Origin of the sequence: Halalkalibacter alkaliphilus (genome assembly GCF_023555415.1) — a bacterium.
Taxonomy (GTDB): Bacteria; Bacillota; Bacilli; order Bacillales; family Bacillaceae_D; genus Halalkalibacter; species Halalkalibacter alkaliphilus.
Genome location: NZ_JAKRYL010000002.1, coordinates 132227 through 145419 on the forward strand (window position 1 = coordinate 132227; position 13193 = coordinate 145419).

Annotated in this window: 16 protein-coding genes; 15 read left to right on the plus strand and 1 reads right to left on the minus strand. The window is 39.4% G+C overall.

Annotated elements, in window-relative coordinates; genetic code table 11:
* Positions 1-47: 47 nt before the first annotated feature.
* The 8 genes from MF646_RS02205 to MF646_RS02240 all read left to right on the plus strand — a co-directional run bounded on the left by MF646_RS02205 (position 48) and on the right by MF646_RS02240 (position 6148).
* Positions 48-593, plus strand: coding sequence for a ReoY family proteolytic degradation factor (locus MF646_RS02205; protein WP_250094857.1), 546 nt, complete (start codon positions 48-50; stop codon positions 591-593).
* Between the two features lie 319 nt (positions 594-912).
* Positions 913-1374, plus strand: a complete 462-nt coding sequence (locus tag MF646_RS02210; protein ID WP_250094858.1) for a YpiF family protein — start codon at positions 913-915, stop codon at positions 1372-1374.
* A 423-nt stretch (positions 1375-1797) separates the two neighbouring features.
* Positions 1798-2292: a Rieske (2Fe-2S) protein gene (locus MF646_RS02215; RefSeq protein WP_250094859.1), complete on the plus strand. Its 495-nt coding sequence runs from the start codon at positions 1798-1800 to the stop codon at positions 2290-2292.
* Positions 2293-2307: 15 nt separating this feature from the next.
* The gene (gene qcrB / locus MF646_RS02220; RefSeq protein WP_034628475.1) at positions 2308-2979 is read left to right on the plus strand and encodes a menaquinol-cytochrome c reductase cytochrome b subunit; all 672 of its coding nucleotides are present in this window, start codon (positions 2308-2310) and stop codon (positions 2977-2979) included.
* A 57-nt stretch (positions 2980-3036) separates the two neighbouring features.
* Entirely contained in the window at positions 3037-3819 is a 783-nt protein-coding gene (locus tag MF646_RS02225) for a menaquinol-cytochrome c reductase cytochrome b/c subunit (protein WP_250094860.1), read from the plus strand.
* A 67-nt stretch (positions 3820-3886) separates the two neighbouring features.
* A complete protein-coding gene (gene lhaT / locus MF646_RS02230) occupies positions 3887-4486 on the plus strand; it encodes a lipoprotein heptaprenylglyceryl N-acetyltransferase LhaT (RefSeq protein ID WP_250094861.1) in 600 nt (199 codons plus the stop codon).
* A gap of 74 nt (positions 4487-4560) precedes the next feature.
* Positions 4561-5349, plus strand: a complete 789-nt coding sequence (ypjB, locus tag MF646_RS02235; protein ID WP_250094862.1) for a sporulation protein YpjB — start codon at positions 4561-4563, stop codon at positions 5347-5349.
* 121 nt (positions 5350-5470) lie between these two features.
* The gene (locus MF646_RS02240) at positions 5471-6148 is read left to right on the plus strand and encodes a zinc metallopeptidase (RefSeq protein WP_250094863.1); all 678 of its coding nucleotides are present in this window, start codon (positions 5471-5473) and stop codon (positions 6146-6148) included.
* A 110-nt stretch (positions 6149-6258) separates the two neighbouring features.
* Here the strand turns inward: MF646_RS02240 and MF646_RS02245 are convergent, their stop codons facing one another.
* Positions 6259-7131, minus strand: coding sequence for a YitT family protein (locus MF646_RS02245; RefSeq protein WP_250094864.1), 873 nt, complete (start codon positions 7129-7131; stop codon positions 6259-6261).
* Positions 7132-7375: 244 nt separating this feature from the next.
* On the opposite strand from MF646_RS02245, the gene MF646_RS02250 reads away from it, so the two are divergent.
* Genes MF646_RS02250 through MF646_RS02280 form a run of 7 tightly spaced genes read left to right on the plus strand, consistent with a single transcriptional unit; the run spans position 7376 to position 12923 of the window.
* The gene (locus tag MF646_RS02250; RefSeq protein ID WP_420842474.1) at positions 7376-7708 is read left to right on the plus strand and encodes a nucleotide pyrophosphohydrolase; all 333 of its coding nucleotides are present in this window, start codon (positions 7376-7378) and stop codon (positions 7706-7708) included.
* On the plus strand, positions 7701-8501 hold the full coding sequence (gene dapB / locus MF646_RS02255; RefSeq protein WP_250094866.1) for a 4-hydroxy-tetrahydrodipicolinate reductase: 801 nt from the start codon (positions 7701-7703) through the stop codon (positions 8499-8501). The genes MF646_RS02250 and dapB overlap by 8 nt, the downstream gene beginning before the upstream one ends.
* Positions 8502-8533: 32 nt before the next feature.
* Entirely contained in the window at positions 8534-8944 is a 411-nt protein-coding gene (locus tag MF646_RS02260) for a methylglyoxal synthase (RefSeq protein WP_250094867.1), read from the plus strand.
* On the plus strand, positions 8937-9665 hold the full coding sequence (gene bshB1 / locus MF646_RS02265) for a bacillithiol biosynthesis deacetylase BshB1 (protein ID WP_250094868.1): 729 nt from the start codon (positions 8937-8939) through the stop codon (positions 9663-9665). Before MF646_RS02260 ends, bshB1 begins: the two co-directional genes overlap by 8 nt.
* Positions 9655-10785 carry an N-acetyl-alpha-D-glucosaminyl L-malate synthase BshA gene (gene bshA / locus MF646_RS02270; RefSeq protein WP_250094869.1) on the plus strand — a complete coding sequence of 377 codons (1131 nt, stop codon included), beginning with the start codon at positions 9655-9657 and terminating at the stop codon, positions 10783-10785. Before bshB1 ends, bshA begins: the two co-directional genes overlap by 11 nt.
* A 21-nt stretch (positions 10786-10806) precedes the next feature.
* Positions 10807-11946 (plus strand): CCA tRNA nucleotidyltransferase, encoded by a 1140-nt coding sequence (locus tag MF646_RS02275; protein ID WP_250094870.1) that lies wholly within the window; start codon positions 10807-10809, stop codon positions 11944-11946.
* Complete coding sequence (locus tag MF646_RS02280; RefSeq protein ID WP_250094871.1) at positions 11943-12923, plus strand: biotin--[acetyl-CoA-carboxylase] ligase; 981 nt, start codon at positions 11943-11945, stop codon at positions 12921-12923. Before MF646_RS02275 ends, MF646_RS02280 begins: the two co-directional genes overlap by 4 nt.
* The last annotated feature ends 270 nt before the right edge of the window (positions 12924-13193 follow it).

Sequence of the window (13193 nt, forward strand, 5' to 3'; positions counted from 1 at the left end):
ATCAAATGAATAGTGATGAGTGAGAAGGATGTAAGGAGGGGTGAAGCGTGGGCAACATCATTCCAGTTGTAGATAAGAAGGAGTTTCTAAAGACCTTTTTGCAACAGTTTGAATTAAAAAGGCGTGAATGTGCATGGCTGCTGAATTATTTAATGAGTGATGATGAGTTAATGGAAAGAGTGCATTTTGTTGAACAGGCTGCGCATACTCCAAAAGCGTTGATAATCTCAGCAAAGGGAGTAGACAGTATCCCGTTCTCTTTTCATAAAGAAAAGCACGTTACAACTGATGCAGAAAAAGCTTTCCACGATATTCGTTTAAATCAAACGGAGGACATTTATATCGAACTTCATTTTACTGGAGCTAGACAATACCCACCGTACCTAGTTGTTTTAGAAGACAACCCGCATATTCCCGAGAATTTAGAACTTGCAGTCGCTTTTCAGAAAGAGACGGAATGGATATTAGACCGTGCATTAAAGTCTTTTAAAAAGGAACAATTATTATCAGACATTGACCGTGCACTTGATGAACAGGATCAGGAACGTTTTAAACATTTAGTGCTGGAACTTAAGCAATTAGAAGAAAGCTAAGGACGAGGGTGACTCAAGGTTACAAAAAAGTAATCACAGACCTTTTTCTAGTGGCTGCGTATTAGTAGCAATGGCTCCGCACGTTACGTGTCTTCTATGAGAAACCCTCTCATAGAAGACTTTTTTAGGTGAGAGACATTTCTCAAACCAAAGGCAAAGGTCCCACAACATTGCCTAGAGAGTGCAGAAAGGTGAAATCCTACCCAAATCCGTACCTCTTTAGTGACTTTAATTTTCGCATACAGTAAGGTACTATATACTTAGATTGTAAAAAAGGTAATTTAACAAATTGTGTGTTGAATGTGGAAGGTGTGTACATATGAAATGGCAAGCAACTGAAATGGATACATATTTACAAGCAAAAGAATACGTTGATACAGCGATCATTCCGCTAATACCGTTATCTTGGCAAAAAGAAGTAAAACAAACGGTAGCGATGGGCGAATTTATTTCAATTATCACAGGTGAAGTAGAAAAGCAATTTCATGGCAGGGTTGTTCAATTCCCATCATTTGCTTATTTGAAATCAGAGAAGTTTGACAAACGTCTCGAGAGACTATCTGAGTGGCAAGAAGAATTGCGAGCGGGAGGAATCAACCATATTGTATTCTTGACTTCCGACGGTGAGTGGAAAACGGTCGAAGGAGAATTAGATGGGATGTTATTGTGGATGCCAACGATTCCTCTTGAACATATGGATGTGACTTATAAGAAAGATGTTATTAGTGATCAAATGAAGCAACTTATTCCGATCTTAACGAATCAGTGGCAAAATAAGTAAGCTGATTTCTTTCGTCTTTATGTAAACAATGGTTTGCTTTCAAAATCCGGTACGGAGGTGTCAATGGCTCCGGTCGCTACGCTTCTTGATAGGAAGAAATCCACTCTTCTCAAGGTTTTTAAAAGATGTAGCAACTTTCGCACATTGCTTCAGGGTTATCCGAAAAGGTCAAAATTCACCTTTGGGATAACCTCTTTTTTGATTTTTTTATAGACAAGTTTTGATAAAAAATCAGAATCTGTTATGATAGTCAATGATGCTTTTCACACATATGCCCATGAAATTATGCCGAATTTGTGCCAGAATGCGGAAAATGTTGCGAATTCATTCGTGTTGTATTATCATGGGTATGTCCTAGTATAATATGTGCTTATTTTGTGCCCAATTTTGGGTTTACCTTATTGTGTAAGGGGGGGAAAACAAGTGAGTGAAAAAGACCACAGAGTTTCACGGCGACAATTTTTAACATACACACTTACAGGTGTTGGTGGCTTTATGGCAGCAGGTATGTTAATGCCAATGGCTCGATTTGCGCTTGATCCTGCGCTAAAAGCTGGTGCGGAGTCAGACCTGATTTATGTATGTGATGTGGACGAACTAACGGAAGAGCCACAAACGTTCAGATTCTCATTTGAACAAGTTGATGCATGGTATGAATCAGAAGTAACTCGTGAAGCATTCATCTACATTCGTGATAATTCGGTTACAGCTTTATCACCGACGTGTACGCATTTAGGTTGTACAGTAGCATATGGAACGCAAGAGCCGGATGAATTTTATTGTCCATGTCATTTCGGAAGGTTCGATAGAGATGGTATTAACGTTCCGGGTACACCTCCACAACGTCCGCTAGACGCTTATGATGTTGTAGTGGAAGATGGAAAAGTATACTTAGGTCAAATTAATCAGCGAACATAAGGAGGGGCGTAATTGATGCTTCAAAAAATTTACGACTACGTTGATGAGCGTCTCGATATTACGCCAATGTGGCGCGATATTGCCGATCATGAAGTACCAGAGCATGTTAACCCGGCTCACCACTTCTCTGCGTTCGTGTACTGTTTCGGAGGATTAACATTCTTTATTACAGTAATTCAGATTTTATCTGGAATGTTTTTAACAATGTATTATGTACCAGATATTGTCAACGCTTATCAATCAGTAGCATACTTACAAAATGAAGTCGCTTTCGGTGTGATCGTTCGTGGTATGCACCACTGGGGCGCAAGTTTAGTTATTGTTATGATGTTTCTACACACATTGCGTGTCTTCTTTACGGGATCGTACAAGAAGCCTCGTGAATTAAACTGGGTAGTTGGTGTCCTTATTTTCTTTGTTATGCTTGCATTAGGAGTAACGGGTTACTTATTACCTTGGGATATGAAGGCATACTTCGCAACAGCGGTTGTACTTCAAATTGCTGAAAGTGTACCGATTGTTGGTGGATTTACAAAAACGTTGCTTGCCGGCGGTGAAATTATTGGTGCTGCTACACTTGCTCGTTTCTTTGCAATCCACGTCTTCTTCTTACCAGCAGCATTGCTTGGTTTACTTGCGGCTCACTTCTATATGATCCGTAAACAAGGTATTTCTGGACCGTTGTAAGATTTACTAACTTACTACTATGCTTAAAAAGCTAACAATTGAAAAGGAGGGAACGAGATGGAACGTGGTAAAGGGATGAAGTTTGTCGGTGACTCTCGTGTCAAGGCAAACAATCGCAAACCCAATATTCCAAAGGATTACTCGGAATATCCAGGTAAGACAGAAGCGTTCTGGCCGAACTTCCTACTGAAAGAGTGGATGGTTGGTGCGGTATTTTTAATGGGTTACCTTCTCATTACGGTTGCTCACCCAGCACCGCTTGAGCGTATGGCTGACCCTACTGACGCTGGATATATTCCATTACCTGACTGGTATTTCTTATTCTTGTATCAGTTACTTAAATATCAATATGCATCAGGTGACTTTAATGTCATCGGTACGATCGTAATGCCAGGACTTGCATTTGGTGCACTTTTACTAGCTCCTTGGTTAGATACAGGAAAAGAGCGCCGTCCGTTTAGACGCCCAATTGCTTCAAGTATGATGATGCTTGGTTTCATTTCTATCTTCTACTTAACTTGGGAGTCAGTTGACCAACATGATTGGGAAGCTGCTGCTGAGCAAGGCGCAATCGTAGAAGAGGGCGACATCAATACAGACGTAGAAGGTTATGCTATCTACTCTGCTCAAGCTTCATGTATTGGTTGTCATGGCGATACGATGACTGGTGGAGCTGGTGGTCCATCACTTTTAGATACAGAAAAATCTGCTGAAGAAGTAATGGATGTTATTATTAACGGTATTGGTTCGATGCCTGCTGGATTATTTGAAGGTTCAGACGAGGAGCTTGAAATTCTCGCTGAATACATTGCAGCTCATGGTCAACCTGAAGATGAATAAAAGAAAAAGCTGACTGCTACAGTCAGCTTTTCTTATATCAAAATTTACATAAAAAGGTAGGAACGCTATGGGAAAACAATTGCTTGAACGATTTGGTCAAAAATGGGTGATCATATTGTTGTTGCTTATCAATGTTCCTGGAACCATTTACGGCTATATATGGTATCAGGGTCAATTAGCAATGACGCCATCACATTTTTTGTTATTTGTTCCTGATAGTCCAACGGCAAGTTTATTTTTTGTTTTTGTTTTATTGGCGTTTTTAATGGGAAGAAATTGGCCGATTATTGAAGCGTTAGCTGCAGTAACACTTATTAAATATGGTATTTGGGCGGTTGTTATGAATGTTGCTGCAGGATGGGCAGGGGATACGCTTGATTGGAAAAATTATATGTTGATTTTTTCTCATGCGGGGATGGCGTTACAAGCAGTATTATATGCCCCTTATTTTAGGATCAAGCCACTTCACCTTGTTATCGCAGCCATATGGACACTACATAACGATATCATCGATTATGTCTTTATGATGCACCCATGGGTGTCAGCCCGGCTCATGCCTGACATCGACTTGATTGGGTACTTTACCTTTTGGCTTAGTATCTTTTCCATTGCGGTTGTTTACTTACTAAGCGTCGGAAATAATCGATTAAAATTAGAAATTCAATGAGGGTTTGTCTCTCTTTCTTGGTCTACTCTTGTCCATTCTTTCATAGGATGTTATGAGAAGAAGGAGGGACAAACATGCGTCAAGTAATCATGGCAATGGTTGCCGCACTCGTTTTAAGTTTTCCAATGAGTATTGAAGCAGATGAATCGACATCGCTACATACATGGAAAGAGCTAAATCACACATCTGACCAAATCCTTCAGTTAGTCAAACGAGAACAATTTGAAGAAGCTAAGCAATTGTTGGATTATTTTTCAGTTACTTTCTTAGACGTTGATTTTCAACAGGAAGGAATAACAATGACTGCGTTACGAACAGTTACAGGTTCGTTTGAGGGAGCAGTTGAAGCTGTTACAGCTACAAATATGTCTATAGATCAAAGAATCTATAAAGTAACAGCCTTTCGTCTAGCTGTTGATGCATTGTCCAGTGAGCACCATCCACTTTGGCTGCACACTGAAAAGTCGGTTATGCAATCGTTAGCTACTATGAAAGAAACGGCTAAAGACGGAGATAACCAAGCTTATCAACATCGCTTCAATGAATTTTTACGTCATTACGATATGATTCGCCCAGCTTTATTCATAAATATTGAACCGCAAGAGTTGCAAAGAATTGATTCTCAAATAACGTTTCTCGAACGTATGAGATCGGAAAGTCTAGATAAAGATAAGGTGGTCTCTCATATTGAAGTAATGGAAGCGGAGTGGACGAATCTGTATAATAGAGTGAAAGAAGATAGTGCAGACCCGTCCCTATGGTGGGTTATGTTCACCATTGGCGGGATGATTACAATGTCCCTATCATATGTAGGTTATAAAAAATACAAAGCAGAGAAACAAAAAGTTCGTGTGAAAGAATAAGGTTGTGACAAAATTGTGAGAACTGCTTGAAAACACTGTAATGATAGGGTTTTTGTTTGACTTTGTTTGATGTTCAATTTAAAATATTAGATAAGATCTTACAACAGAGGTGGTACATTCGATGGGTTTTATCGTTTATTTTATTCTTCTTCTCATAATCCCAATTTGGGCACAAATGAGAGTGAAGGGTGCGTACAAAAAGTACTCACAAGTTCATGCTTCTTCTGGTATGACAGGAGCGCAAGTCGCAAGAAAAATTTTGGATGATAACGGTTTATATGACGTTCGTGTAGAAGAAACAAAAGGGATGTTAACGGATCATTATGACCCTCGTTCAAAAGTAGTGCGTTTATCTACTGATAACTATTTTGGAACATCAGTAGCAGGTGCGGCAGTAGCGGCTCACGAAGTCGGGCACGCAATTCAAGATGCAGAAAACTATGCGTTTTTACGTTTTCGTCACGCCCTCGTTCCTGTAGCTAGCTTTGGTTCAAATGCATCGTTCTTTTTAATTTTGGCAGGGATCTTGTTAGGTGCTTCTAACTTTATTCTGCTAGGTATCTTTGCGATGGCTGCGGCTGTGTTATTCCAATTAGTTACTTTGCCAGTTGAATTCAATGCTTCCAGCCGCGCGATGGAACAAATTGTCTCAACCGGAGTAATTCGTAATGACGAAGAGCGTGATACACGTAAAGTATTAAATGCTGCAGCATTAACATATGTTGCCGGAGCTCTAGTAGCATTACTTGAACTTGTTCGATTCATCCTTATGTACATTGGTATGAATAATGATGATTAAAAAGCTTGGAGCATGTGCTCCAAGCTTTTTTCTATAGGGGGTGTCTCAAAAGGTCTGTTTTGGACCTTTTGAGACACCCCCGCTCCGGACTTTTGCGCCAGCCCTTTTTTCTATAGATGTAGTGGTTTCTTATTTTCATCAAGTGTAAACCCTTCTCCAATGACGTCTTGTACATCATTAACTGTAACAAATGCATGTGGATCAATTCGTTCAACTAAGGTCTTCAAGCGAATTAGCTCGTTTCTGCCAACAACACAATAGAGAATCTCCTTGTCTGTCCCTGTGAAACTTCCTTTTCCTTTCAAGATCGTTGCCCCACGGTCCATCTCATTCATTATCGCTTGGGCAATGTCTGGAACCTTATCAGATATAATATGGGAAGCTTTTGCAGAGTAAGCACCCTGTTGGATAAAATCAATCACTTTTGCTGCAACGAAAACAGCTAATAGTGTATACATGGCTTCACGATAATTTAAATAAATCAAAGACGTAGCAATAACGAGTGCGTCAAACATAAACATCGTTTTTCCCATGCTCCAGCCAATATATTTGAATCCTAATTTTGCAATAATATCAACTCCACCCGTCGTCCCTCCATACTTAAAAACAATACCAAGGCCAACACCGATAAAGACACCGGCAAATAAAGCGGCAAGTGTCATATCATCATGCAATGGGATGTTGATCAAAGTGTAACGTTGGAAGATTTCAAGAAAGATTGAAACACCTACTGTTCCGATAATCGTATAAACAAAGGTTACCTTTCCAAGGATTTTCCAACCAATGAAAAAGAGAGGAATGTTCAGAACTAGGTTTGATATGGCTGGATTAACGAGAAACATAAAGTAGAGGATTAGTGTAATCCCGGTAAATCCACCATCAGCTAAATTGTTTTCCATATTAAAATAAACGAGACCAAAAGACAGGATAGATGAACCTAATAAAATAAAAAGTATATTTTTGATATGAACCTTATAAGTCATTTTGTCCTCCTTATGATAAAATACAATTGTTGGAGTAAGGTCTTCTTCTGTTTAGGGTGTCCCAAAGAGGTTACTGTTTTACATAATCGACATTTGCTGAAGGCAGCCGTCTCCGAACAATACGAATATTATATAAAAATTGGCATTTATCGGCAAATCATTGTTTTTTATTTGTCAAATTGGGAACAATTCGCTAACATGGATTGATAGGATGTGAGGTGAAGTCTAGTTGAATGAAAAGTCAATGAAGCAAATGCAAGACGAAGTTGATCAGTACATAGGGCAATTTAAAGAAGGATATTTTAGTCCTTTAGCTATGCTAGCTAGAATGAGTGAAGAAGTTGGGGAATTAGCAAGAGAAGTGAACCATTACTACGGAGAAAAACCGAAAAAGACAACGGAAGAAGACCGAACTATGGAACAAGAAATGGGGGATATTCTGTTCGTCTTAATCTGTTTTGCTAATTCATTACATATTGATTTAGAAGAAGCTTTTGATCTCGTAATGAATAAATTTGAATCACGTGATAAAGATCGTTGGACAAGAATAGAAGAAGAAGGTGTTTCAAGTGAGTAAAGTTAAGATTGTCGTCGCGGGGCCGCGGGGGAACATGGGAAAAGAAGCAGTAAAAATGGTTACAAATACAGAAGAATTTACACTTATTGCTGCTGTAGATTCAAAACACGATGGATTGAAGCTAAGCGAATTAGATGGGTTTCACGGGATTGATGTACCTATCTACACAGATATGCAGCAATGCTTTGAAGAAAATGAAATAGATGTCCTCATTGATTTAACTGCTCCTGCGTTTGGGAAAAAACATATGCAAATCGCTTTTGAAAATGGTGTCCGCCCTGTAGTTGGAACAACAGGTTTTACAGAAGAGGACATAACTGAGCTTAGAACGACTGCTGAGGATAAGGGAATCGGTGCTATCATTGCACCTAACTTTGCAATTGGCGCAATTTTAATGATGAAATTTTCACAAATGGCAGCAAAATATTTGCCAGATGTAGAAATCATAGAACGTCATCATGACCGTAAATTAGATGCTCCCTCAGGAACTGCTGTCAAAACAGCTCAACTTATTTCAGAAGCGAGGGAGCAAAAAGCTCAAGGTCATCCAGATGAAACAGAAGAATTGGCTGGTGCACGCGGGGCAGATTTTGAGGGAATGAGAATTCATAGTGTCCGTTTGCCTGGACTTGTCGCTCATCAAGAAGTGATCTTTGGAGGTGTTGGTCAAACGTTAACCATTCGTCATGACTCCATTGACCGTGCATCATTTATGCCAGGGGTAAAATTAGCTGTTGATGCTGTCCTTCAAATTGATACGTTAGTCTATGGATTAGAACATATTATTGAATAACAATCTAATTACGTAAAAGGGGAGAAATACGGATGAGAATTGCACTTATAGCCCATGACAAGAAAAAAGAAGAAATGGTTCAATTTGCAACTGCATATGAGCATATTTTAGCTAAACATGAATTGTTTGGTACTGGCACAACGGGGACTCGTATTATGGAAGCAACTGAATTATCTGTTACACGTTTTAAATCGGGGCCTCTTGGAGGAGACCAGCAAATAGGAGCTCTTGTAGCAGAGAATAAGTTTGATTTGATTTTGTTTTTCCGTGATCCATTAACAGCACAGCCCCATGAGCCAGATGTAACGGCTTTAATTCGTTTATGTGATGTTCGAAATGTTCCGCTTGCAACCAATATCGGTACAGCTGAAGTTCTTATTAAAGGTTTAGACCGTGGGGACTTTGCTTGGCGCGAAGCGGATAAGGATGAATATAATGGATAGGTTAGATATTCTTGCCTTTGGTGCCCATCCCGATGATGTTGAAATCGGGATGGGTGCAACTTTAGCTAAATATGCAAGCGAGGGCTATCGTGTAGGTATTTGTGACTTAACAAAGGCCGAGTATTCATCAAATGGGACGGTTGAGCAAAGGCAAGAAGAGGCAAAGGCTGCAGGGAACATTTTAAACCTTACTAACCGCATACAACTTACTCTAAGCGATCGAGGTTTGAGAAACGTTACCGAAGACCAACTTTCCGATATTGTATCTGTCATCCGTAAGTATAGGCCGTCAATTGTGTTTACTCCTTATCATGTGGATCGCCATCCAGACCATGGTGCCTGTACGGATATTGTAAAAGAGGCTGTCTTTAATGCGGGAATCAAGCGATATAAGTGTAAAGATAATAAATTAGATGCCTTTCGTCCTGATGATGTGTTTTTTTATTTTATTAATGGATATGAGCACCCTGATTTTGTCGTAGATGTCTCTCAATTTTTCGAAACAAAAATGCAAGCGCTACAAGCATATAAAAGTCAATTTACCAAAACGTCCGATTCTGTAGAGACTCCGTTAACGAATGGATACATACCTGTTGTTGAAGCAAGAGACCGTTTATTCGGAAAAGAAGCTGGGGTTACTTATGCAGAAGGGTTTAAAACAACGAAACCGATAGTCATTTCGAACTTACTTGAAGGAAGGAACGGCATTTATGAGTCTTAAAATAGGAATCAGTTGTTACCCAACGGTTGGTGGGTCTGGGGTTATTGCAACTGAACTTGGAAAACTACTCGCAGAACGAGGTCATGAAGTTCATTTCATTACTTCTAGTGTTCCGTTTCGCTTAGATCGTGTATACCCAAACATATACTATCATGAAGTCGAAGTGAATCAATACTCTGTTTTCCAATATCCACCGTATGATTTAACACTTGCTAGCAAAATGGCTGAAGTGGTAAAACGACAAAAACTAGATATTATCCACGTCCATTATGCTGTACCGCATGCGATCTGTGCGATTTTAGCAAAGCAAATGGTTGATCATGATGTGAAAATTATGACAACTCTACATGGAACGGATATAACTGTACTTGGTTACGATCCATCTTTAAAAGACATTATAAAATTTGGGATTGAAAAGTCAGATCTAGTCACAGCTGTGTCTGATGATTTAGTGCAGCAGACCCGGGAACTTGTTTCAACGGATAAACCGATTGAGACAGTTTATAATTTTATTGATGAACGTGTCTATATGAAACGAGAGGTTGCTGACTTAAAGGAGCATTACCGACTTCAAGAGGATGAAAAGATCTTAATTCATATTTCTAATTTTCGACCAGTTAAACGAGTGTCAGATGTGATTAAAAGTTTTGCAAAGATATCTGCTAAAGTAAAATCAAAGCTGTTGTTAATAGGGAACGGCCCTGAACTTGCTGTTGCTAGACAGTTAGCAAAACAATTACAAGTAGAAGAGAAGGTATTGTTTTTAGGTAATCAAAAGCATATTGCTGAGCTTCTTTCAATGAGTGATCTTATGTTGCTGTTAAGTGAGAAGGAGAGCTTTGGACTGGTTGCATTAGAAGCAATGGCTTGTGGCGTCCCTGTTATAGGGACAAGAACAGGAGGAATCCCAGAAGTAGTAGTAGATGGTGAAACAGGATATCTTTGCGAGATTGGTGATACAGACTGTGTAGCTGATAAAGCGATTTCGCTTTTACAAGATGCTGCAAGCTATGAAGCATTTTCTTTACGTGGGATAGAAAGAGTGAAAACCATTTTTCATTCTCGAATCATTGTCTCAAGGTATGAGAAGCTTTATCAACAAATATTGCTAAATGAGTAATTCGGAAATGAGGAATTCGCTTTGGCAAGTGAATGGAAGAAAGCACGAGAAGTTCTACATATATTAAAAGGTAAAGGGTTTGACTCCTATATTGTCGGCGGTGCGGTCCGTGATTTACTATTAGACCGTAAATTAGCTGATATTGATATTGTTACGACAGCCACTCCTTATGAGGTGTCTACCTGTTTTTTGAAAACATATAGAATGAACAATCTGCACGAAACAGTGATCGTCAAATATAGAGGCGAACATTATGAAGTGACTACGATTAGAGGAAAGAAATTAGTCGAAGATGTAAAGTACCGAGACCTTACGATAAATAGCTTGGCTATGGACTATGAAGGCAAACTGATTGATTTCGTCGGTGGACAGAATGATTTGGTACATAATGTTCTGAGGTCAATTGAACCATATGATCGCATGACCGAAGACCCACTTAGAATGCTGCGTGTCTTTCGTTTTGTAAGTGAGCTAGGGTTTGATGTAGATCATGAACTAATGTCTGTCATTACGGCTCAACATGACTTGTTGAAAAAGGTTGCTGTTGAACGAGTTATGAAGGAATGGATCAAGTTATTAAAAGGGAAACATCGTAATCAAGCTCTACGAATGATAAAGACGACACTGTTGTTCAAGTCAATTCCAGGACTAATGCTTACAGAACATGCATTAGAGCAATTAGCTCAATTTCGATCGTTAACACATTCCTCAGACACACTTTGTCTAACGGCATTTTGTCTTTGTTTAGATAAGGTTGATGAACCATTTTTGAGAAATCTTGCATTGTCAAACGAACAATCAAAAAAGATACGTGAACGACTAACTTATTATGAAAAACGAAACCATCAGCGTTGGGGTTGGCTAGATCTTTATTATGCTTCAATCCAAGTAGCGAGGGATGTTGAAACGTTACGGCTTTTAGGTAACAAAGAGAGCGAGTCTATTGATCAATTGCAAGTAATGTGGGAAGCACTACCGATTCGCCATAAATCAGAGCTTGCGATAACTGGAGCAGATGTTATCCATTCATTAGAAAAGCCACAAGGACCTTGGGTGAAAGAAGCTCTTACGCTAGCAGAACAGTTAGTTGTTACTGGTCAATATCGTAATAACAAGGAAGATCTTTTGAACACTTTACTCGAGAGGAGGGATGAGCTTTGAAGGAAAAGCTTCTAAAAATATTTGCCGAGCATCAAGGAGAGTTTGTTTCTGGCGAAATGATTAGTCAGCAATTAGGCTGTTCACGAACGGCGATATGGAAACATATTGATGAGCTTAGAAAGAACGGTTATCAACTTGAATCAGCTCCTAGAAAAGGATATCGATTAGTCAGTAAAGGTGATGGAATCCACCCTCATGAAGTTAAAGTGGGGTTATCCACAACACGATTAGGACAAGAATTAACCTATTTTGACACGACAAACTCAACTCAATATACAGCGCATAAATTAGCACAAGAAGGTGCAACCGAAGGCCATGTCGTTATTGCTAATGAACAAACAGCTGGAAAAGGGAGACTTGGTCGTGATTGGTATTCGAGAAAGGGCACGAGTGTATCTATGAGTATAATCCTGCGTCCGGATTTACCTCCGCAAAAAACTCCACAGCTGACTTTGTTAACAGCTGTTGCCGTTGTTCGAGCGATTAAAAACATAACGGGGATTCAGTGTGATATAAAGTGGCCTAACGATATCCTTTTAAAAGGGAGAAAGCTCGTTGGGATATTAACTGAAATGCAAGCAGACCCTGATCGGGTACATTCGGTCATTATTGGTATTGGCATGAATGCTAATCAACGGTCAGATGACTTCGATCCAGCGGTACGAGAGCTTGCGACATCTTTAGCGATTGAGAAAGATGAATCAGTCGATCGGGCTCAAGTTATTTCAGCGGTTCTAAATGAATTTGAGCAACTTTATGATTTGTATCTGAAAGAGGGATTTACAACAATAAGATCGCTGTGGGAAGCTTATTCACTCAGTATAGGCACCTATATTTACGCCCGGACGATGCGTGAGGTTATTTATGGTTATGCTAAAGGAATAACGAATGACGGTGTTCTTCTTCTAGAGGACGAACAAGGTCAAGAACATAAAATTTATTCAGCTGATATTGAAATTGTTTCCCAACAAGAATAAAAATCTGTTATACTTTTTTAGGAATGGGCGGTATCCAATAGGAACTGCACCGATAAATACAATGATAACGGGTCTGCCTTGATCCATGAGGACTAGGACAGAGGGGTTCATAACATAACGTCAACAAACAGTTTGTGTCATGCAAATTGTTTTAGAATGCGTAAAAAGGGTCTGCCCTCCTGTCGATTAACACATGACTGTGTATTTGATTGGAGGATCAGTCCTTTTTTATTTGACGTCATGAAGCCCTCCTCGTAAAAAAGGAGGAAA

Bases quoted from the DNA above. Each gene is read 5' to 3' on its own strand.
- MF646_RS02225 (WP_250094860.1), top strand. From the start codon at position 3,037: ATGGAACGTGGTAAAGGGATGAAGTTTGTCGGTGACTCTCGTGTCAAG.
- qcrB (WP_034628475.1), top strand. From the start codon at position 2,308: ATGCTTCAAAAAATTTACGACTACGTTGATGAGCGTCTCGATATTACG.
- MF646_RS02250 (WP_420842474.1), top strand. From the start codon at position 7,376: ATGAAGCAAATGCAAGACGAAGTTGATCAGTACATAGGGCAATTTAAA.
- MF646_RS02210 (WP_250094858.1), top strand. From the start codon at position 913: ATGAAATGGCAAGCAACTGAAATGGATACATATTTACAAGCAAAAGAA.
- MF646_RS02245 (WP_250094864.1), bottom strand. From the start codon at position 7,131: ATGACTTATAAGGTTCATATCAAAAATATACTTTTTATTTTATTAGGT.
- MF646_RS02240 (WP_250094863.1), top strand. From the start codon at position 5,471: ATGGGTTTTATCGTTTATTTTATTCTTCTTCTCATAATCCCAATTTGG.
- lhaT (WP_250094861.1), top strand. From the start codon at position 3,887: ATGGGAAAACAATTGCTTGAACGATTTGGTCAAAAATGGGTGATCATA.
- ypjB (WP_250094862.1), top strand. From the start codon at position 4,561: ATGCGTCAAGTAATCATGGCAATGGTTGCCGCACTCGTTTTAAGTTTT.
- bshB1 (WP_250094868.1), top strand. From the start codon at position 8,937: ATGGATAGGTTAGATATTCTTGCCTTTGGTGCCCATCCCGATGATGTT.
- MF646_RS02260 (WP_250094867.1), top strand. From the start codon at position 8,534: ATGAGAATTGCACTTATAGCCCATGACAAGAAAAAAGAAGAAATGGTT.
- bshA (WP_250094869.1), top strand. From the start codon at position 9,655: ATGAGTCTTAAAATAGGAATCAGTTGTTACCCAACGGTTGGTGGGTCT.